Origin of the sequence: Pseudomonas sp. LD120 (assembly GCF_009861525.1) — a bacterium.
Classification (GTDB): domain Bacteria; phylum Pseudomonadota; class Gammaproteobacteria; order Pseudomonadales; family Pseudomonadaceae; genus Aquipseudomonas.
The window spans coordinates 1-19,117 of record NZ_WVHL01000006.1; the positions used below are offsets into that span (position 1 = coordinate 1).

General features: G+C 59.4%; 16 protein-coding genes and 3 pseudogenes. 7 read left to right on the plus strand and 12 right to left on the minus strand.

Annotated elements, in window-relative coordinates; genetic code table 11:
- The 5 genes and pseudogenes from PLD_RS29205 to hmpA all read right to left on the minus strand — a co-directional run.
- Positions 1–328: pseudogene (locus PLD_RS29205) on the minus strand (cytochrome o ubiquinol oxidase subunit III); the annotation flags it as partial.
- Positions 329–331: 3 nt separating this feature from the next.
- On the minus strand, positions 332–2,350 hold the full coding sequence (gene cyoB / locus PLD_RS29210; RefSeq protein WP_159898240.1) for a cytochrome o ubiquinol oxidase subunit I: 2,019 nt from the start codon (positions 2,348–2,350) through the stop codon (positions 332–334).
- Between the two features lie 3 nt (positions 2,351–2,353).
- A complete protein-coding gene (gene cyoA / locus PLD_RS29215) occupies positions 2,354–3,298 on the minus strand; it encodes a ubiquinol oxidase subunit II (RefSeq protein ID WP_159898435.1) in 945 nt (314 codons plus the stop codon).
- 790 nt (positions 3,299–4,088) lie between these two features.
- The gene (locus PLD_RS29220; protein ID WP_159898241.1) at positions 4,089–4,598 is read right to left on the minus strand and encodes a disulfide bond formation protein B; all 510 of its coding nucleotides are present in this window, start codon (positions 4,596–4,598) and stop codon (positions 4,089–4,091) included.
- Between the two features lie 296 nt (positions 4,599–4,894).
- Complete coding sequence (hmpA, locus tag PLD_RS29225) at positions 4,895–6,076, minus strand: NO-inducible flavohemoprotein (RefSeq protein ID WP_159898242.1); 1,182 nt, start codon at positions 6,074–6,076, stop codon at positions 4,895–4,897.
- 155 nt (positions 6,077–6,231) lie between these two features.
- Here hmpA and norR point away from each other — a divergent pair, with 155 nt between their 5' ends.
- The 5 genes from norR (at position 6,232) to PLD_RS29250 (ending at position 10,507) form a co-directional block, all read left to right on the plus strand.
- Entirely contained in the window at positions 6,232–7,782 is a 1,551-nt protein-coding gene (norR, locus tag PLD_RS29230; protein ID WP_159898243.1) for a nitric oxide reductase transcriptional regulator NorR, read from the plus strand.
- 121 nt (positions 7,783–7,903) lie between these two features.
- On the plus strand, positions 7,904–8,806 hold the full coding sequence (locus PLD_RS29235; RefSeq protein ID WP_159898244.1) for a chemotaxis protein CheV: 903 nt from the start codon (positions 7,904–7,906) through the stop codon (positions 8,804–8,806).
- Between the two features lie 3 nt (positions 8,807–8,809).
- Entirely contained in the window at positions 8,810–9,298 is a 489-nt protein-coding gene (locus PLD_RS29240) for a GNAT family N-acetyltransferase (protein WP_159898245.1), read from the plus strand.
- Positions 9,299–9,339: 41 nt separating this feature from the next.
- Positions 9,340–9,666, plus strand: coding sequence for a hypothetical protein (locus PLD_RS29245; RefSeq protein ID WP_159898246.1), 327 nt, complete (start codon positions 9,340–9,342; stop codon positions 9,664–9,666).
- Between the two features lie 91 nt (positions 9,667–9,757).
- The gene (locus PLD_RS29250) at positions 9,758–10,507 is read left to right on the plus strand and encodes a YkgJ family cysteine cluster protein (protein WP_159898247.1); all 750 of its coding nucleotides are present in this window, start codon (positions 9,758–9,760) and stop codon (positions 10,505–10,507) included.
- Between the two features lie 23 nt (positions 10,508–10,530).
- On the opposite strand, the pseudogene PLD_RS31335 reads toward PLD_RS29250, so the two are convergent.
- The 3 genes and pseudogenes from PLD_RS31335 to PLD_RS29260 form a co-directional block, all read right to left on the minus strand.
- A pseudogene (locus tag PLD_RS31335) lies at positions 10,531–11,526 on the minus strand (methyl-accepting chemotaxis protein); the annotation flags it as partial.
- 303 nt (positions 11,527–11,829) lie between these two features.
- Positions 11,830–12,111: pseudogene (locus PLD_RS31340) on the minus strand (PAS domain-containing protein); the annotation flags it as partial.
- Positions 12,112–12,268: 157 nt separating this feature from the next.
- Positions 12,269–12,514 (minus strand): hypothetical protein, encoded by a 246-nt coding sequence (locus PLD_RS29260; protein WP_159898249.1) that lies wholly within the window; start codon positions 12,512–12,514, stop codon positions 12,269–12,271.
- 329 nt (positions 12,515–12,843) lie between these two features.
- Here PLD_RS29260 and PLD_RS29265 point away from each other — a divergent pair, with 329 nt between their 5' ends.
- Both PLD_RS29265 and PLD_RS29270 read left to right on the plus strand, forming a co-directional pair.
- Complete coding sequence (locus tag PLD_RS29265; protein WP_159898250.1) at positions 12,844–13,068, plus strand: hypothetical protein; 225 nt, start codon at positions 12,844–12,846, stop codon at positions 13,066–13,068.
- Positions 13,069–13,230: 162 nt separating this feature from the next.
- Positions 13,231–14,580, plus strand: a complete 1,350-nt coding sequence (locus tag PLD_RS29270) for an OprD family porin (RefSeq protein ID WP_159898251.1) — start codon at positions 13,231–13,233, stop codon at positions 14,578–14,580.
- A gap of 104 nt (positions 14,581–14,684) precedes the next feature.
- On the opposite strand, the gene lpxC is transcribed toward PLD_RS29270, so the two are convergent.
- The 4 genes from lpxC to PLD_RS29290 all read right to left on the minus strand — a co-directional run bounded on the left by lpxC (position 14,685) and on the right by PLD_RS29290 (position 19,115).
- Positions 14,685–15,596 carry a UDP-3-O-acyl-N-acetylglucosamine deacetylase gene (gene lpxC / locus PLD_RS29275; protein ID WP_011063304.1) on the minus strand — a complete coding sequence of 304 codons (912 nt, stop codon included), beginning with the start codon at positions 15,594–15,596 and terminating at the stop codon, positions 14,685–14,687.
- Between the two features lie 112 nt (positions 15,597–15,708).
- Positions 15,709–16,902, minus strand: coding sequence for a cell division protein FtsZ (gene ftsZ, locus PLD_RS29280; protein ID WP_159898252.1), 1,194 nt, complete (start codon positions 16,900–16,902; stop codon positions 15,709–15,711).
- Positions 16,903–16,974: 72 nt separating this feature from the next.
- Positions 16,975–18,234: a cell division protein FtsA gene (gene ftsA / locus PLD_RS29285; protein ID WP_011063306.1), complete on the minus strand. Its 1,260-nt coding sequence runs from the start codon at positions 18,232–18,234 to the stop codon at positions 16,975–16,977.
- Between the two features lie 14 nt (positions 18,235–18,248).
- The gene (locus PLD_RS29290; RefSeq protein WP_159898253.1) at positions 18,249–19,115 is read right to left on the minus strand and encodes a cell division protein FtsQ/DivIB; all 867 of its coding nucleotides are present in this window, start codon (positions 19,113–19,115) and stop codon (positions 18,249–18,251) included.
- Positions 19,116–19,117: the final 2 nt, after the last annotated feature.

The following is a 19,117-nucleotide window of genomic DNA, read 5'->3' on the forward strand; positions in this document are numbered from 1 at the left end:
AGGTCATGCCCAGCCAGCCCAGTACCTGCTTCTTGTTGCCTCGGAAGAACGCCAGCATGGCGAAGCCGTAGGTGATCGAACTGAACAGCAGCAGAGCGGTTTCGCCCAGTACGTAAGGCAGTTCGAAGATGTCGTGGCCCGACGGGCCACCCGCTACGTTGTTAACCAGTACCGCGTATACCGCGAAGATCGACGCAAACAGAATGCAGTCGGTCATCAGGTAGAGCCAGAAACCGAATACGGTCATCTCGCCCGAGTCGTGGTGATGGTCATCGTGCCCATGGTCATCGACATGGGCGTGTCCAGCATTGGTCACTAAGTTCGACATGGATTAAGCCTGTTCCAACGAGGTTTCAACACGGGTAGCCGGGATCTTGTTCTCCGATACCAGACGCTTGTGCTGCTCGGCTTCGATGCGTTCGATCGTCTCGACCGGCACCATGTAGCCTTGATCATCACGGGCAGCGTGGATCGCGAAATAGATCACAGTGCCGGCCAGGCTTGCGATGGCCAGCCACCAGATGTGCCAGATCATGGCGAAACCGAACACGGTCAGCAGGGCCCCCATGACCACACCGGTAGCGGTGTTGTTGGGCATGTGGATCGGCTGGTAGCGGCTTGGCTGCGCGTAGGCAGTGCCATTTTCCTTGGCTTCGGTGAACGGATCGATGCCTTCGGCTTTGGGCAGCACCGCGAAGTTGTAGAACGGCGGTGGCGACGAGGTCGACCATTCCAGGGTGTGGGCGTTCCATGGGTCGCCGGACACACACATGTTCTGCTTGCGGTCACGCACGCTGACGTACAGCTGGATCAACTGGCAGGCGATACCCACGGCGATCATCAGTGCACCCACCATGGCCACGTACAGGTATGGCACCCACTCAGGGTTGGTGGTGGCGTTCAGACGACGGGTCATGCCCATGAAGCCCAGTGCATAGAGCGGCATGAACGCGACGAAGAAGCCCGAGATCCAGAACCAGAAGGCAGCCTTGCCCCAACCTTCATGCAGCTTGAAGCCGAAGGCTTTCGGGAAGTAGAAGCTGAAGCCGGCGATGTAGCCGAATACCGCGCCGCCGATGATCACGTTGTGGAAGTGGGCGATCACGAACAGGCTGTTGTGCAGGACGAAGTCCGCACCCGGAATGGCCAGCAGTACGCCGGTCATGCCGCCGATGGCGAAGGTCACCATGAAGCCCAGGGTCCACAGAACCTGGCTGGTGATACGCAGGCGGCCGTGGTAGATGGTGAACAGCCAGTTGAACAGCTTCACCCCCGTGGGGATCGAGATCAGCATCGTCGCCAGGCCGAAGAAGGCGTTGACGCTGGCACCCGACCCCATGGTGAAGAAGTGGTGCAGCCAGACCATGAAGCCCAGGATCGAAATCGCGCCGGACGCGTAGATCATCGAGTGGTGGCCGAACAGGCGCTTGCCGGAGAAGGTCGAGATGACTTCGGAGAAGATACCGAACGCTGGCAGGATCAGGATGTACACCTCGGGGTGACCCCAGGCCCAGAACAGGTTCACGTACATCATTGGATTGCCACCAAGTTCATTGGTGAAAATGTGGAAATCCATGTAACGGTCAAGCGTCAGCAGTGCCAGGGTGGCGGTGAGGATCGGGAACGAAGCCACGATCAGCACGTTGGCCCAGGTGCAGGTCCAGGTGAAGATCGGCATGTCCATCATCTTCATGCCCGGGGTACGCATTTTCAGCACGGTGGCCAGGAAGTTGACCCCCGTCAGCGTTGTCCCCAGCCCTGATAGCTGTAGCGCCCAGATGTAGTAGTCGACACCCACGCCCGGACTGTATTGCAGGCCCGACAGCGGCGGATAGGCAACCCAGCCGGTCTTGGCGAATTCGCCAACGCCCAGGGACAGGTTGATCAGCACCACGCCCGATACCAGCAGCCAGAAGCTCAGGGAGTTGAGGAACGGATAGGCCACGTCACGCGCACCGATCTGCAGCGGCACGACCAGGTTCATCAGGCCAGTGAAGAACGGCATCGCCATGAAGATGATCATGATCACACCGTGAGCGGTGAAGATCTGGTCATAGTGTTCAGGTGGCAGGTAGCCAGGCGAACCCTCGGTGGCCATGGCCAGCTGGGTACGCATCATGATGGCGTCGGCAAAACCACGCAGCAGCATGACCATGGCGACGATGATGTACATCACCCCGATTTTCTTGTGGTCGACGGACGTCAGCCACTCGGTCCACAGGTAGGTCCACTTCTTGAAGTAGGTGATTGCCGCGAACAGCGCCAGACCACCGAGCGCGATCATGGCAATGGTCACCATGACAATCGGCTCGTGGAACGGAATCGCTTCCAGACTTAATTTACCAAACATCGTTTACTCCTCTGCCCCGGCAGCTGAATGCGAACTCACGTCCATCCCTTCGGTTGCGGCCACTTCCTTCTCTTTCTTCTCGTGCTTGAGCGGCTGGCCCGGATTCATGCCCTCATACTTGTCGATGATGGTCTGAAACAGGTTCGGCGCGTACGCGGAGTAGAGCTCGACAGGATTGTTCTGGCTTGGCTTGGAAAGGGCTTCGTATTCAGCGGTGTCCAGCTGTTTAGGTGCCTTTTTGACTTCGTTTACCCAGGCGTCGAAATCTTCCTGACTGGTGGCGATCGCTTTGAATTTCATGCCGGTAAAGCCCGCGCCGCTGTAGTTGGCGGAGATACCTTCAAGTTCGGTGTTCTGGTTGGCGATCAGGTGCAGCTTGGTGGTCATGCCCGCCATTGCGTAGATCTGGCCGCCCAGGCCCGGGATGAAGAACGAGTTCATCACGGTGTCGGAGGTCACGCGGAAGTTCACCGGAGTATGTGCCGGGAACACGATCTTGTTGACGGTGGCGATCCCTTGCTCGGGATAGATGAACAGCCACTTCCAATCCATGGCGACCACTTCGATGGTCACCGGCTTGACGTCGGAGTCAATCGGACGGTACGGGTCCAGGGCGTGAGTCGACTTGTAGGTGACATAACCCAGGGCAATGATGATGAGCACTGGAACCAGCCACACCGCGATTTCGATCTTGGTGGAGTGGGACCACTTCGGCGCGTAGGTCGCTTCCTTGTTCGAGGCGCGATACTTCCAGGCGAAGGCGAAGGTCATGATGATGACCGGCACAACCACCAGCAGCATCAGGAGGGTTGCCGTGATGATCAGGTTTCGTTCGTCCAGACCGACCTGACCCTTGGGATCGAGCAAGGTCCATTTGCAGCCTCCCAGCATCAACATGCCGAGCAGCGGCAATAAGCCTAGTAATCTGGGGTACCTGTTTTTACTCATCTCACGACCTCTAAAGCAGCTTGCGCAATGCAGTTGGGTTTTGATCGCCAACACTTCACCCTGCCAAGGGTTGGCATTTTTCTTCAATTGAATAAGGGCCTGCCCGTTGGGTTAAACGCTCAACGACACATCCCGGGCTAGCAGTGGTTCTTATTCGATCTCGTGGTCAAAGGCCTTGTTACAGACCAATTCCATTTGGTGCGGAAGTTAGGAAGGCGCCGACACCCGCAGTCGCATGGGGCACTCAATCCGCCCCTCGACCGTCCTCGTGTGCTCAGGGATGAGCAGCGTCGGAAATTCAGTGCGGGCGATTGTAGATATGTCGCGTTTTATAAACCATGTCTTATCCCGAAATAATTTTTATCGTCGGGCGCAACAATCACACACGATTAGCGTCACAGACAGAAATGATATAGATTTTCATTTGCAATAAAAACTCCAAAAAAAGACTCTCGACAGTTGCTCTCTCCCCCTCAAAAAACCGTTGAAGGCTGCACCTCATAAGGCTTCATCCCTTGTAAAACGCGGTCTGCAACGCAAGGCATCGATAGCAAGCTATGGTTTTTTCGAACAGTGCGGCATACACAAACTGACAGACTTTTTTTGAACCCGTTGACCGCAAAGCCGTCTGTCCACACCCTGACTCAGCTCTTCTGCGACCACGCAACTGTGACAACATGTCGCACATTTGCCGCACCCGCGCTTGCCACAAATCACGGACATTTCCAGCCCTGAATGACAGACACAAAAAGGCCCCGACTCCGTGAGGAGCCGAGGCCTTGCAGGCGAATCAGTTGACCGTCTTGCGGTTACGGACAATGCCCAAGGGCACCAGGATCACCGTCAGCACAAACGCCAGCAATGCCCATTGCGCCAGGGACAAGCCCAGGATCGGCGGATACGGCGTGGAGCAAAAACCGTCGACTTGAAAGCCCAGGGGAAAGATCGTCGCCAACGGCAGGCTATCGACAAACGGCTGCAGCACATCAATGCCGCAGCTCACCGCCGGGTAGAACTGGGTGTATACATGGTGCCCGGCCACCCCGGCCCCGGCGATGGCACTGATGACCACCAGGGTTTCCATGACGGTGATACTGCGTCGTGAACTCATGGCCGCGCCGATGAAGGCAAACAGCGCGATCAACAGCAAGGCATAGCGCTGCAGGATACACAGCGGACAGGGCGCTTCGCCCAACACCACTTGCCTGTACAGAGCGCCGCCGATCAGCGCCAGGCAGATCACCCCAAGCAGCACCAGGAAACGTCGTTCACGCCCTAATCGCAGTCTGTCGTCACTCATCCCTATTCCTTTTCTGTTGTCTGTTCCACCGCCCTGCCGTGCCTGGCACGACAACAGGCGGTGAAGTTGCGAAGTTGATTGATTGCCATGGGAGTGCGCGCAAGTCTACACGCTGATCATGACCTTTGAATGCCTTGCGTGGCAGGAGCCCAGCAAGCGCCCCGTCCCTATCCAGCCCCCCAGGTGCAGGCTTGAATGCACACGGATGGGCTGAAGGCGGAAGCATTGCATTCGTATCGCAGGGAATTAACGACAGACAGGTTAAGCCGGGATTAACGCAGGTGCCTTGACTGGCGCTATTCCAGAGCCGCGGCGGGACCGAAGAACTCGTAGCGACTCTGCTGCTCAGGGACGCCCAACGCCTTCAGGTGGCGCTTGATCGCCGTCATGAATCCCTTGGGCCCGAGAAAGTAAGCGTCCAGATCGCGCTGCTGCGGCAGCCATTGCCCCAGCTGTTCACACGTCAACAGACCCAACTTGTCAGCCGCCGGGCTGACACCATCATCCTCGGCGTAGCAGTAGAAGCGCTGGAGCTGTGGATAACGCCGGGCCAACTCATCGACCCAATGACGGAACGCATGCACCTGGCCATTACGCGCGCAATGGATGAAATGCACCGGGCGCTCGCATGCCAACGCCGCCTCCAACATAGGCAAGGTCGGGGTGATGCCCACGCCACCACTGATCAGCACCAGCGGCTTGTCGCTGGCGGCCAGGGTGAACTCGCCCGCTGGCGGAAACAGCAGAATACTCGCCCCCACCGGACACTGGTCATGCAGGTAGTTGGACGCCACGCCACCGCTTTCGCGCTTGACGCTGATGCGGTACTGGCCCTGATTGGAAAGTGCCGACAAGGAATAATTACGGCGGATCTCCTCGCCCTCTATAAACAGTTGCAAACCTATGTATTGCCCCGGCTTGGCAGCGAGGATCGGCCCCTGGTCTTGCGGCGCAAAATAGAACGAGGTGATTTCCGCACTCTCCTGCACTTTCTGCACCAGTTTGAATGCCCGAGCCCCACGCCAGCCGCCTGGCGCCTGAGCCTTCTCGTCATAGATAGCGGCCTCGGCGCCAATGAGCAGATCCGCCAACTGGTTATACGCCGCGCCCCAAGCGCTAAGCACTTCGGCAGTGGCGATCTCGCTGCCCAGCACCTCCGAGATCGCTCGCAACAGGCAGCCTCCGACAATCGGGTAATGCTCCGGCAGAATCTGCAGGGCCACGTGTTTATTGATGATCCGGGTCACCAGATCCCCCAGTTGATCCAACTGGTCGATATGTCGGGCGTACATCAGCACGCCATTGGCCAAGGCTCTGGGCTGATCGCCACTGGCCTGATGCGCCTGGTTGAACAGCGGGCGCACGCCGGGGTACTCACTGAGCATCATCCGGTAGAAGTGGGTGATCAGGGCCTCGCCGCCGCTTTCCAGCAGGGGCACAGTGGCTTTGATGATGGCGCGATCTTGGACGCTAAGCATAAGAACAACTCCTGGATATTTGATGACTTGCAGGTTGTCCTTGTCTAATCAGCTTTCATGCCAACTATAAAAGTCTTATAAATCATAAAGTTAAAAAGCTTGTAGTCATAAAGACATCCAGGCGCTTATAGTCACTTCGACCACATGGAGTCATTATGACCGCAAAATCTCTGCTGACGACCCTGCTGCCCCTGGTGAGTGATTTGTCCCGGGAACTGCCCGAGGGTGAGCGTTATCGCCGCCTGCTGGAAGCGCTGCGCGCCCTGCTCCCCTGCGACGCCGCCGCCCTGTTGCGCCTGGAAGGCGAATGGCTGGTGCCCCTGGCGGTCAATGGCCTGAGTACCGATACCCTGGGTCGGCGCTTCAAGGTCAGTGAACACCCGCGCTTTGCCGCCCTGCTCAGCAGCCCTGGGCCAACCCGCTTTGCCAGCGACAGTCAGTTGCCCGACCCCTATGACGGCTTGGTAGAAGGTCTCGACGATCACCTGGAAGTCCACGATTGCATGGGCTGCCCGCTATTCGTCGATGAACGCACCTGGGGTTTATTGACCCTGGACGCCCTGGACCCCCAGCGTTTCGAACCTATCGAACTGGACGCCCTGCAAGCGTTTGCCAGCCTCGCCGCGGCCACCGTCAGCGCCGCCGAACGCATCGAGCGCCTGGCCCAACGCGCCGAGAATGAGCACCAACGAGCGGAGGTCTACCGCCAAGCCAGCGGACAGCAGCGCGAGATGATCGGCCAGAGCAAAGCCCACAAACGCCTGCAAGAAGAAATAACCCTGGTGGGCGGCAGCGACTTGACGGTCCTGATCACCGGCGAAACCGGTGTCGGCAAGGAACTGGTGGCCCAGGCCATTCACGCCGCTTCGCCCCGGGCCGAACACCCCATCATCAGCCTCAACTGCGCAGCCCTGCCGGACACGCTGGTGGAGAGCGAGCTGTTCGGCCATGTGCGCGGGGCCTTTACTGGCGCGACCCAGGATCGTCACGGCAAATTCGAGCTGGCCAATGGCGGCACGCTGTTTCTCGATGAAGTCGGCGAGTTGTCGCTGACCGTGCAGGCCAAGCTGTTGCGGGTACTGCAAAGCGGCCAACTGCAGCGCCTGGGTTCGGACAAAGAACACCAAGTGGACGTGCGCCTGATCGCCGCCACCAACCGCGACCTGGCCGAAGAGGTTCGCCACGGTCGCTACCGCGCCGACTTCTATCACCGACTGAGTGTCTATCCCCTGCCGGTGCCGCCCCTGCGGGATCGTGGCCGCGACGTGCTGCTGCTCAGCGGCTACTTCCTGGAGCAGAACCGCTCGCGCATGGGCCTGGGCAGCCTGCGCCTGAGCACCGATGCGCAACAGGCGTTGCTGGCTTACCAATGGCCAGGCAACGTCCGCGAGTTGGAACATCTGATTGGCCGCAGCGCCCTCAAGGCCCTGGGCAACTGCCGTGAACGACCGAAAATTCTCAGCCTGGACGCGGCGGACCTGGACCTGCCACACCTCAGCGAGCCCCCCGTCGTCGAGCGCGCCGCTCAACGCGCCCTCACCGCGCCTCTCAACAGCGACCTGCGTCAAGCCACGGCGCATTATCAACGCCAGTTGATCAACGACTGCCTTGAACGCCATCAGCAAAATTGGGCCAGCGCCGCCCGTGAGCTAGGCTTGGATCGAGCCAACCTTAGTCGTCTGGCTAAACGCTTGGGCCTTAGGTAGCGGCCAGAGGCCGAGACAAAGCGAGGGCGCGGCTAAAGCCCGCCCTGAACACGTCGATAACCCTTTATCAATGGTTACGCGTGGGTTGAGCCACGAGCCAATTTTTCCAGAGAAGGTTTCTATGTCCTCCAACAAAGCCCGCGCAGACTCGCTTTCGCTTCTGCTGTTTACCTTGCGCAGCGGCAAGCTGATGGCCATCAACCTGCTTAAAGTCAGTGAAATCATCCCCTGCCCGCCACTGACCAAACTGCCTGAATCTCATCCCCACGTGAAAGGCATCGCCACCCTGCGGGGCAACTCGCTGTCGGTGATCGACCTCAGCCGGGCCATCGGCGAACGCCCCCTGGCAGACCCCGACGGCGGCTGCCTGATCGTCACGGACGTCAGCCGCTCCAAACAGGGCTTGCATGTACAGGCCGTGAGCAAGATCGTGCATTGCCTGACCACCGATATCCGCCCGCCGCCCTTTGGCTCCGGTGGCGTCAAGTCCTACATCACTGGAGTCACTCAGGTGGAAGGAACCCTGGTGCAAGTGCTGGACATCGAAAAAGTGATCCACGGTATCGCCCCGGCCCAGATCGAGACGGCGCCTACGGAACTGAGCATGGAAGACGCCGACGCCCTGGGCAACGCGCGCATCCTGGTGGTGGATGACAGCCAAGTGGCGTTACAGCAATCGGTGCACACCCTGCGCAACCTGGGACTGCAATGCCACACCGCCCGCAGCGCCAAGGAGGCCATCGACTGCCTGTTGGAACTGCAAGGTACGGCCAACGAGATCAATCTGATCGTCTCGGACATCGAAATGTCCGAGATGGACGGCTACGCGCTGACCCGGACCCTGCGGGAAACCCCGGACTTCGCTCACCTCTACGTGCTGCTGCACACCTCCCTGGACAGCGCCATGAACAGCGAAAAAGCCCGCCTGGCCGGCGCTAACGCGGTGCTCACCAAATTCTCCTCACCGGAGCTGACCCGCTGCCTGATCGATGCCGCCAAGGCCATCGCGACCCAAGGCGCCTGAGGCGTGGCGGCGCTCCATTGCCTGCTGATGCGCCGCGACCTGAGCGCAGCGCAAACGCCCCCCCAATGGCCAGAAGGCGTCAGCGTGCAGCACTACACCCCGGAACTGGCCGAAGCCGTGCATCACCTGATGCACCTAGGCTATCAGGACGGCGGCGGTAACGTGCCAACGCTGGACAGCTGGCGCCAGGCTTTCGAAACCAATGCCGAATACGATCCCTCGTTGTGCTGGGTCGTCAGCGATGGCGAAGGCCTGATCGGCGTTGCTCAATGCTGGACCAGTGCCTACATCAAGGATCTGGTGGTGCTCCCTCGCGCCCGCGGTCAGGGTGTGGGCCGTGCCCTGCTGCAACAGATCTTCGTCATGTTCGCTGAGCGCCGGGAAGGTTTTGTCGATCTACGGGTGCTGGAAGACAATCAGCGGGCCCGCCGGCTGTATGAAAGCGTCGGCATGCATATCGTGCGTCACGAGCAGGTGCCTCAAGGCGCCTGACTTCACACCCGCCCCTCATCGACGCGACAAGGTTCCGCCCCATGAACGCCAAAACCCTGAGTTTGCTCTGCCTGAGCACCTTCGCCAGCCAAGCCTCGGCCTCCAGCGAGGAGGCCTGGGCCGCCCTCGACCAAGCCGCTCTGCACAGCTGCCTCCAGGCCAGCGGCTTGCTGAACCCCAAACCTGTTGGCAATGTCGCGCAATTTCCCGATCAGGTCGGCTACATGGCGCTGTTGCTGCGGGGCCAATACCCACAGAAACACATGCAGGGCCAGTCCGGCATCGAGCTGTGCCTGTATCAACCACAAACCCGCAACGCCACCGTCAGCGGGTGGGACTCGATCGACCCATCCCTCAAGCGCCAGTGAGTGGCGTGTAACTTGCTTCGACAACGTTCCGACGGCGTTGACACCGTATTTCCGACGCTATCCCAGTCGCCCCAGAATGGTTTCTAGCCCCATGGACACTTCGTTTTCCTGTGTAGGTTGCGGCAAATGCTGCAACGATCATCACGTGCCCCTGACCCTGGCCGAAGCCCGTGCCTGGGCGGCCGATGGCGGCCAAGTAATCGTTCTGGTAGAAGCCTTCCTAGGTAATGGCCTGGGCTTGCCGGCACAACAGCGTGAGCACGCGCAGCGCCGTTCCTGCCGAGTGCTGAGCGGCGATACCGACGCGTATGTGGCAATCACGTTCGCCGCTTACAACGTCGGTCCCTGCCGGAATCTTGACGAAAACCAGCTGTGCCGCATCTATGCACGGCGACCGCTGGTATGTCGCATCTACCCCATGGAGATCAATCCGCACATTCCCCTCAACCCGCTGGCCAAGGAGTGCCCGCCAGAGTCCTGGGAACAGGGACCGGCACTGATTCTGGGAGGCCAATTGGTGGATCAGGAACTGGCCGCGTTGATCCAACGCTCGCGCCAGGCCGACCGCGACGACATCCAGCTCAAGGAGGCCATCTGCGAGCGCCTGGGCATTCGCACCACCGCGCTCAAGGGTGACGGTTTTACTGCGTATCTGCCTGAGATGAGCGCGCTGGCCAACGCCATTGACGAGGTCCTGGCCACACCGCCCGCCACCTCGCGGCAACCGTGGCGTTTTCATCTGTCAGCAGACGACATCGCCGACAAGGTCCTGGCCGCCGGCGCCCACGTGGCCAGCGATACACCACTGGACTACGCCTTTATTTCCTTGCGGGTCGCCTGATCAAGGATCGCCCGGCGAACACGTTAGCCGCGCTGGTTCCAGAACTCCTGCGCCAGTTGGCGTAAGTCTCCCGCCAGCCCGGCTACATCAGCGGAATTGACATGGCTGAGCTGGCCGGCACTGGCCGTCGCCTCGCAGGCATTGCGAATGCCCATGATGTTGCGGTTGATGTCCTCACTGACCGCACTCTGCTCCTCCACCGCCGCGGCAATTTGCAGGCTCATCTCCGTGATCTGGTTGACCCGCTGACTGATGCCGTCCAGGGCCTCCGCCGCCCGCTTGGCCTGATCGACGCTGCTTTCGACGTGCTGGCTGCTGTGCTGCATGGCCTCCACCGCATTGCGCGCACCATTTTGCAGGGTGCTGATCATGCGCTGGATCTCGTTGGTGGAATCCTGAGTACGCTGGGCCAGCCCACGCACCTCATCCGCCACCACGGCAAAGCCACGGCCCTGCTCACCGGCCCGGGCCGCTTCGATCGCTGCGTTCAAGGCCAGCAGATTGGTTTGCTCGGCGATGCTGCGGATCACCTCCAACACCCCGGTAATATCCGTGCTATGGCCCTCCAACTGATGAATGACTTCAGTGGCCCGCTCCAATTCGCTGGCCAGACGCATCACCGCACTGCGGCTCTCGCCCACCAATTGATGGCCTTCACGGGTTTCACTTTCCGCCTGATCGGCCGCTACCGAGGCTTGTTGGGCATGACTGGCCACCTCGGCCACGCTGGCCGCCATCTGATGAATGGCCGCCGCCACCTGATCGGTTTCTGCCTGCTGTTCCAGGGTGCTGTGATGGCTGCTGTGCAAGTGCTCCACCAGCTCTGCCGCGTGCCCGGCCAGACGCTGGGAGGCATCACCGATACGCCCCACCACCGCGCCCACCTGAGCCTCAAGCATCTGCAAGGCAAATTCGATACGCCCGAACTCATCCGCACGGCCGGTGTAGATCCCCTGACTCAAGGGGTTATCACCAACCTGCCGAGCACGCTCGGTCAGCCGGCTCAGCGGCCGCAACTGCAGACTGACGCCAATCATGCTCAAGCCCAAGCCCAAGGCGGCCAACGCCCCCTGAAACATCCAGGTCTGCGGCAACAACCACGCCGAAACGCCAAAGGTGCCGATAAAGCCGCAACTGATGGTGGCGCACAAGCGCAGACGCAGGCTCAAGACCGGCCAACGCCACGTGGAGGCCCGTGGATGATTGAGTTGCGCATAGGCGCGTTGCGCCGCCTCGACTTGCTCCGGGGTCGGCTTGGTGCGCACCGACTGATACTCCACGGTCTGACCATCACGCGTCACCGGGGTAACGTAGGCGCTGACCCAATAATGATCACCGTTCTTGCAACGGTTTTTCACCAGCCCCATCCACGAACGACCGCGCTTGAGGGTACGCCACATGTGGCCAAAGGCCGCCGCCGGCATGTCCGGGTGACGCAGCAAGTTATGCGCAGAACCCAGCAGTTCCTCGCGGCTATAGCCACTGATGTCGATGAAGTCAGGATTGGCGTAAGTGATCGCGCTGGTCAGATCAGTGGTCGAAAGGATGTTCGCATCAGGGGCAAAATCCACGTTTCGCCCAGTAACCGGGAGGTTGATCTTCATGGAAAGCGCGCTCGTATTTGTTAGAAGGCGTCGGCAGGGCTGCTGACTCTAAGCGCACTGATGTTACAAACACTGATCCAGCTCAGCTTTAAAGCAATTAGCCATCATTGCGATTAAAAAGCACAAATCAGGTCATTGTCGTCGATTGTCGCCGATCTTAGCGTTTTCCCATGGAGCGACGGGTTCCAGGAGGCGCTGCGCCGGGGGTCTTGGCGTGGCCGTTGCTGGCGCCGTTCTTGTACCAGGGCTGCTGGGCGTTTTTCGCCGGAGCGAACTCGGCCGGCTTGAAAGGAAACTTGAACGCCGGGATCGCGGCCTTGCCCTCGGTTGCAATGGCGCTCGATTCAGCCGCCGGATCGACGCGCAGAGCATCATCGGCGGCAGGGGGTGCAGGGGAAGTCATGGAAACTCCAGAAGGGAAAGGGGTGAGTGCCGGAGAACTGGTCGCCGGGGCCGCAGTATACCTGCCCACCACAAATCTTTAACCAGGGGCGCCGTCAGCCACCGGTACTTTTCCAGCAACGCCGGAAACGTGCCGAATGGCGACTCTTGGCAAGGTCTGCTGGCCCAGCAACCGAGCCCATCATTCCCCTCACCCGAGAGTGGCCGATGAAAGCCCACTGTTGTTTTTTCTGTAACAGTCCTTATCCTCTTCGGCTCTTTTTCCATGCGTGCCGTGGTTATATTTTTGTCGCACCAAATTGAACTTGCTTTGCAAGAAGGTCTTCAGAAATGTCCAACAGTATGGGTATTGCCAGCGCGTTTGTTTTGTCTTCCCTGTTCGTGGCGCCAATTGCCATGGCCGAAGAGTCTCAGGCTTTCGTGGCGCGAAATGACGCCCGTGCCGCCGCCTTTGAACAAGCGCAGATTGCTCAGGCCACCCAGCGGCAGAACAGTCAGGAAGCGCCAAAAATGACGGCCAAACGCAGCCAAAGCGGCGCTCAGAAAGACAGTTGATCCGCGATCACCGACTCGTTTCCCTCGACAACTTCTCTGCTTTAACCCTGGAGTAAGTTGTCTTAAAGCCGCTGAATTCAGCGGCTTTTTTTTGCCGTGGAAAACCTTCGGCAAACACCTCACGCACAGAATTAAAAACCACCGAATCCACAATAAAAAACCATGTTCATTCACCAAAGGAGCTACACGTTGTTCAAGCCCCCGCTAAGCATCAGCCCACTGTTCATTGCAATCACTGCAACGATACCGACATTAAGCCAAGCCACAGAATCCCCTCAGGCCGAGGGTTTCGTCGCCGGTTCCAGCCTTAGACTCAACGCGCGCAACTACTACATGAACCGCAATCGTCAGCAGCAAGCCGACGACAACATTGAGTGGGGCCAGGGCTTCCTGGGGATCTTCGAATCGGGCTACACCGAGGGCACTGTCGGCTTCGGCCTTGATCTCAACGCCATGCTCGGCCTCAAGCTCGACGGCGGTGGCGGCACCGACAATTCAAGCATCCTGCCGGTCAGCGATGGCAACGGCAACGCGCCAGGCTCGTTCTCCACGGCTGGCGCCACCCTGAAGATGCGTGCCTTCAATACCGAGCTCAAAGCCGGCGACTTGTTCCTCAACAATCCGGTCATCGCCGGTGGTCAGACCCGCATGCTGCCGCAGACTTTTCGTGGTGTAAGCCTGACTAATCACAGCTTCGACGGCTGGTTGATCGAAGGTGGCCAGGCTAGCTTCACCAAGCCCTACAACCAGAGCGGACATAAGCGCATCGGCACCTCCTACGGCAACCTGCGCGATGGCGACGAAAGCCTGCACCTGAACTGGGCAGGAGTGGCTTGGAGCGGCGCCCCCAACCTGACCAGCAGCCTTTACGCCTCCGAGCTCAAGGATATCTGGAACCAGTACTACTACGACCTGGACTACACCTACAGGATCAACGACAAGATCATCCTCAACCCGGGCCTGCACTTCTATCACACCCAGGACACAGGCCAGGCCCTGCTGGGCAATATCGACAACAACACCTACAGCCTGCACTTGACCGTGGGCATAGGCAGCCACAGCGTCACCGCCGCCTACCAGCGGGTCAATGGCAATACACCGTTCGACTACATCGCCCAGGGTGATAGCGTCTACCTCGACAACTCCCAGCAGTATTCGGACTTCAACGGCCCCAATGAGCGCTCCTGGAAGCTCAAGTACGCCTACGACTTTGCCGGTGTCGGCCTGCCGGGCCTGAGCTCTTCGCTGTCCTACTCTCGCGGTGAACTGGATCTGAGCAAAGTAGACCCGCAAAGCCGCGGCTATGCCAGTTGGCACAGCGCCGACGGCCAAAACGCCAAGCACTGGGAGCGCGATCTGGACCTCCAGTACGTGGTGCAAGGCGGCACAGCCAAAGACCTGACGCTACGCCTGCAATGGGCCACCAACCGGGGCGGCAACGGTTATGGCGCGCTGGATAACGACACCGATGAATACCGGGTAATCCTCGACTACCCGATCAACGTCTTTTAAGCCACAAACGCCAAAGGCCAGCCTGTTTACTGGCCTTTTTTTGACTATAAAAAAAGGCCATCCGGGGGGATGGCCTTTAAAAACAAAAGGAAAGAGAGAATTACTTACACGGCCGCGACCGGACGCATGTAAGAGATCGGTGCAGTGCTGGCATCTTCGAAGGTCACGACTTCCCAGGCATCTTTCTGCTCAATCAACTTGCGCAGTAGCTGGTTATTCAGTGCATGCCCCGACTTGAAGCCTTTGAACTCACCTATCAGGCTGTTGCCCAGCAGGTAGAGGTCACCAATTGCATCCAGGATCTTGTGCTTGACGAATTCGTCTTCGTAGCGAAGACCGTCCTCGTTCAGTACGCCATCCGAATCGACCACAATGGCGTTTTCCACGCTACCGCCGAGTGCGAGGTTGTGCTTGCGCAGGTACTCGATATCACTCATGAAACCAAAGGTACGGGCGCGACTGACTTCTTTTACAAACGAAGTACTGGAGAAGTCCACGCTTGCACTCTGGGTGCGGTCACGGAAAACCGGGTGATCGAAATCGATCTCGAAGCTCACTTTAAAACCATCGAAAGGCACGAAAGTGGCGCGTTTGTCGCCGTCTTCCACGGTCACTTCACGAAGGATGCGGATGAACTTTTTAGCTGCGTCCTGTTCTTCGAGGCCAGCAGATTGAATCAGGAATACGAAGGGTCCGGCGCTACCATCCATGATCGGGACTTCGGACGCGGAGAGCTCGACGTAGGCGTTATCGATGCCCAGGCCAGCCATGGCCGAGAGCAAATGCTCCACCGTGTCCACTTTGACGTCACCGTTGACGAGCGTGGTCGACATCGTGGTTTCGCCAACATTTTCCGCGCGAGCAGGAATCTGCACCACAGGGTCCAGGTCGGCACGACAAAACACAATGCCGGTGTCGACAGGCGCAGGCTTGAGAGTCAGATAAACCTTCTCTCCGGAATGCAGGCCTACACCTGTGGCACGGATAATATTCTTCAGGGTGCGTTGTTTAATCATGGCTTGGGCCGCTTCAGCGCAAATTGCGAACTGGTATCAACAAAGGCTGGCGATAATAGCAGACCAGGCCTTTGCTGAACACCAATCACCCGAATACCCCTGATACATTCCATCAATCGGCCTGACGACGCAGGAATGCCGGGATGTCCAGGTAATCCAGATCATCTTGCGGATTGAGTTTCGCCGCGGTTGCCGCGTTCGACTGCGCTTGATTGCGCATCACGGTCGGACGATCCAGGTCACGGTAGTTCACCGACGGCAGCTCCTGACGGGCAGCGGCTGGCGCCTGCGACGGTGCGGACATGGACGTCTGAACGGTGTTGTCGATCACCTTGACCGGCTTCTCGATTTTCGCGCCCAGGCCAGTGGCCACTACGGTGACATGCAACTCATCACGCATGTCTGGATCGATAACGGTACCAACCTTGACCATGGCGTGTTCGGAAGCGAAAGCTTCGATGATGCTACCCACGTCGGAGTACTCACCCAGGGACAGGTCAGGACCGGCGGTGATGTTCACCAGGATGCCGCGTGCACCTTCCAGGTTCACGTCTTCCAGCAGCGGGTTGCGGATCGCCGCTTCAGTGGCTTCACGTGCACGGTTCGGACCGCTGGCGCAGCCAGTGCCCATCATCGCCATGCCCATTTCGCTCATCACGGTCCGTACGTCGGCAAAGTCGACGTTGATCATGCCCGGACGCTTGATGATGTCGGAAATACCGCGAACGGCACCGGCCAACACATCATCCGCCTTGGCGAAAGCCGACAGCAGGCTGGCGTCCTTACCCAGGATGGTCAGCAACTTCTCGTTGGGAATGGTGATCAACGAGTCGACGCTTTCGCTCAGCGCACGGATGCCCTCATCGGCAATCTGCATGCGCTTGCGGCCTTCGAACGGAAACGGGCGGGTCACCACCGCAACGGTGAGGATGCCCATCTCCTTGGCCACTTCAGCGATGATCGGCGCGGCACCAGTACCGGTACCGCCGCCCATCCCAGTGGTGATGAACACCATGTTGGTGCCCGCCAGTACTTCGGCGATACGCTCGCGGTCTTCCAGGGCGGCTTGACGGCCGACTTCAGGATTGGCACCCGCACCCAGGCCCTTGGTCACACCGGTACCCAGTTGCAGGATTGTTTTCGCACCAATGCTTTTCAGTGCTTGAGCATCGGTGTTGGCGCAGATGAACTCAACGCCTTCAATGTTGCTCTTGACCATGTGATTGACCGCGTTGCCGCCGCCACCGCCAACACCGATAACCTTGATTACCGGACTCTGCGGGATGTTGTCTACGAGTTCGAACATTTTCCCTCTCCTTTCATTTCTCTAGTTTTTCGCCTACTGCCTACTGCTTTGAAACGGTGTTGCGGTGAACCTTTAAAAGTTGCCTTGCACCCAGCTCTTGATGCGATCGAGCAATGCCGCCTTGGGCTCATCGCTGCTATAGCTATCGCGACTGCCAATGCCAGAGAACGAGATGCCGTCGGATTGTTTCTGCAATCCGTACAGCAGCAAGCCGACACCGGTGGAATAGATTGGATTGCGCACCACGTCGGACAGCCCCTTGACACTGTGGGGCACACCCAGACGGACCGGCATGTGGAAAATTTCCTCGGCCAACTCCACCGCGCCTTCCATCTTCGACGTGCCGCCGGTGAGCACGATGCCAGCAGGAATCAGGTCCTCGTAGCCGCTGCGACGCAGCTCGGCCTGGATCAGGGTGAACAGTTCGTCGTAACGCGGTTCGACCACTTCGGCCAAGGCCTGGCGCGACAGCTCGCGCGGCGGACGATCGCCGACACTCGGCACCTTGATGGTCTCGCCGGCACCGGCCAGCTTGGCCAGGGCACAGGCGTAACGGATCTTGATTTCCTCGGCGTACTGAGTCGGGGTGCGCAAAGCCATGGCAATGTCGTTGGTCACCTGGTCGCCGGCAATCGGGATCACCGCGGTGTGACGAATCGCACCTTCGGTGAAGATCGCCATGTCGGTGGTGCCGCCACCGATGTCCACCAGGCACACGCCCAGCTCTTTCTCGTCGTCGGTGAGTACCGAATAGGCCGAGGCCAGTTGTTCAAGGATGATGTCGTCGATTTCCAGGCCGCAGCGACGCACGCACTTCTCGATGTTCTGCGCCGCATTCACTGCACAGGTGACCACATGGACCTTGGCTTCCAGGCGTACGCCGGACATGCCCAGAGGCTCACGTACACCCTCCTGGTTATCAATCACGTAATCCTGCGGCAGGGTGTGCAGAACCCGCTGGTCAGCCGGAATCGCCACTGCTTGGGCCGCATCCAGCACCCGCTCCAGGTCCGCCGAGCTGACTTCACGGTCGCGGATCGCCACGATGCCATGGGAGTTCAGGCTACGGATGTGGTTGCCCGCCACACCGACGAAGGCCGAGTGGATGCGGCAGCCCGCCATCAGTTGCGCCTCTTCCACCGCGCGCTGGATCGACTGCACGGTGGATTCAATGTTCACCACCACACCCTTCTTCAGGCCACGGGATGGATGGGTACCGATGCCGACGATTTCCAGCGAGCCATCGGCCGCGACTTCGCCCACCAGCGCCACCACTTTGGAGGTGCCGATGTCCAGGCCGACGATCATTTTGCCGCTTTGCACATTTGCCATGGTCCTGCCTCTTCTTAATTCTTCGCGACGGCGGGTTGTGCCGTCGTGGGTGCCGCCGGATCGCGCCAGCCCACGGCCAGGCCGTTGGCGTAGCGCAGATCGATGCGCGCGATATTCGTGATCTGTTCTTTCAGCGTTTTTTCATAAATGGCAATGAAGCGGCGCATCTTCTCCACCAGATGATCGCGACCTAGCAGCAATTCGATACCCGGGCCGGCACTGCCGGCACCGGTGGTCAGGAACCAACTGCCGCGCTCGCGCAGCTCCAGACGGGCGATCGAAAAGCCCAGCGGCCGTAGCATCTGGCTCAACACCTGATACTGCTGCATCACTTGCTGCTGAGCCCGCTGCGGCCCGAACAACTGTGGCAAGTGTTCATAGTTCGCCAGCTCACGCGGAGTGAAGGCCTGGCCCTGATTGTTCAACAGTGCCTCGTCGCCCCAACGGGCCACCGGCAGTTGCTCTTCCAGGCGTATCACCACTTGGTCCGGCCACACACGACGCACTTCGGCGTGGGCGATCCAGGGCATTTTTTCCAGTTCGGTGCGCATGCTGGCCAGGTCGACGGTGAAGAAACTTGCCGCGACGTAGGGCGCAATCCGCTGCTGCACGGCCTGCTGGCTGATGTAGCTCAAGTCCCCCTGCACCGCGATCTTGGTGATCGGCCGGTCAGCGTAAGGCAGCAAACGTTGAGCACCTTCATAGGTGCCAAACCCCAAGGCCACCAGCAGCACTGGCCAGAGCAAGCTTTTCAGAAAGCCGAAATTGGCTTTCGGCAGGCGCGCCGACATCGGCTCTTTGGCCACCATTCGACTGGCCCCCCGCGGCACCGGCTTACGGCCGGGGGCAGGTTGCTGATGACGAAGCGACGCGCCTTGCATGG

Excerpts from the sequence above, each read along its gene's own strand:
- cyoB (WP_159898240.1), bottom strand. The coding sequence starts at position 2,350 with ATGTTTGGTAAATTAAGTCTGGAAGCGATTCCGTTCCACGAGCCGATT.
- cyoA (WP_159898435.1), bottom strand. The coding sequence starts at position 3,298 with ATGAGTAAAAACAGGTACCCCAGATTACTAGGCTTATTGCCGCTGCTC.
- PLD_RS29220 (WP_159898241.1), bottom strand. The coding sequence starts at position 4,598 with ATGAGTGACGACAGACTGCGATTAGGGCGTGAACGACGTTTCCTGGTG.
- hmpA (WP_159898242.1), bottom strand. The coding sequence starts at position 6,076 with ATGCTTAGCGTCCAAGATCGCGCCATCATCAAAGCCACTGTGCCCCTG.
- norR (WP_159898243.1), top strand. The coding sequence starts at position 6,232 with ATGACCGCAAAATCTCTGCTGACGACCCTGCTGCCCCTGGTGAGTGAT.
- PLD_RS29235 (WP_159898244.1), top strand. The coding sequence starts at position 7,904 with ATGTCCTCCAACAAAGCCCGCGCAGACTCGCTTTCGCTTCTGCTGTTT.
- PLD_RS29245 (WP_159898246.1), top strand. The coding sequence starts at position 9,340 with ATGAACGCCAAAACCCTGAGTTTGCTCTGCCTGAGCACCTTCGCCAGC.
- PLD_RS29250 (WP_159898247.1), top strand. The coding sequence starts at position 9,758 with ATGGACACTTCGTTTTCCTGTGTAGGTTGCGGCAAATGCTGCAACGAT.
- PLD_RS29260 (WP_159898249.1), bottom strand. The coding sequence starts at position 12,514 with ATGACTTCCCCTGCACCCCCTGCCGCCGATGATGCTCTGCGCGTCGAT.
- PLD_RS29265 (WP_159898250.1), top strand. The coding sequence starts at position 12,844 with ATGTCCAACAGTATGGGTATTGCCAGCGCGTTTGTTTTGTCTTCCCTG.
- PLD_RS29270 (WP_159898251.1), top strand. The coding sequence starts at position 13,231 with ATGTTCATTCACCAAAGGAGCTACACGTTGTTCAAGCCCCCGCTAAGC.
- lpxC (WP_011063304.1), bottom strand. The coding sequence starts at position 15,596 with ATGATTAAACAACGCACCCTGAAGAATATTATCCGTGCCACAGGTGTA.
- ftsZ (WP_159898252.1), bottom strand. The coding sequence starts at position 16,902 with ATGTTCGAACTCGTAGACAACATCCCGCAGAGTCCGGTAATCAAGGTT.
- ftsA (WP_011063306.1), bottom strand. The coding sequence starts at position 18,234 with ATGGCAAATGTGCAAAGCGGCAAAATGATCGTCGGCCTGGACATCGGC.
- PLD_RS29290 (WP_159898253.1), bottom strand. The coding sequence starts at position 19,115 with ATGCAAGGCGCGTCGCTTCGTCATCAGCAACCTGCCCCCGGCCGTAAG.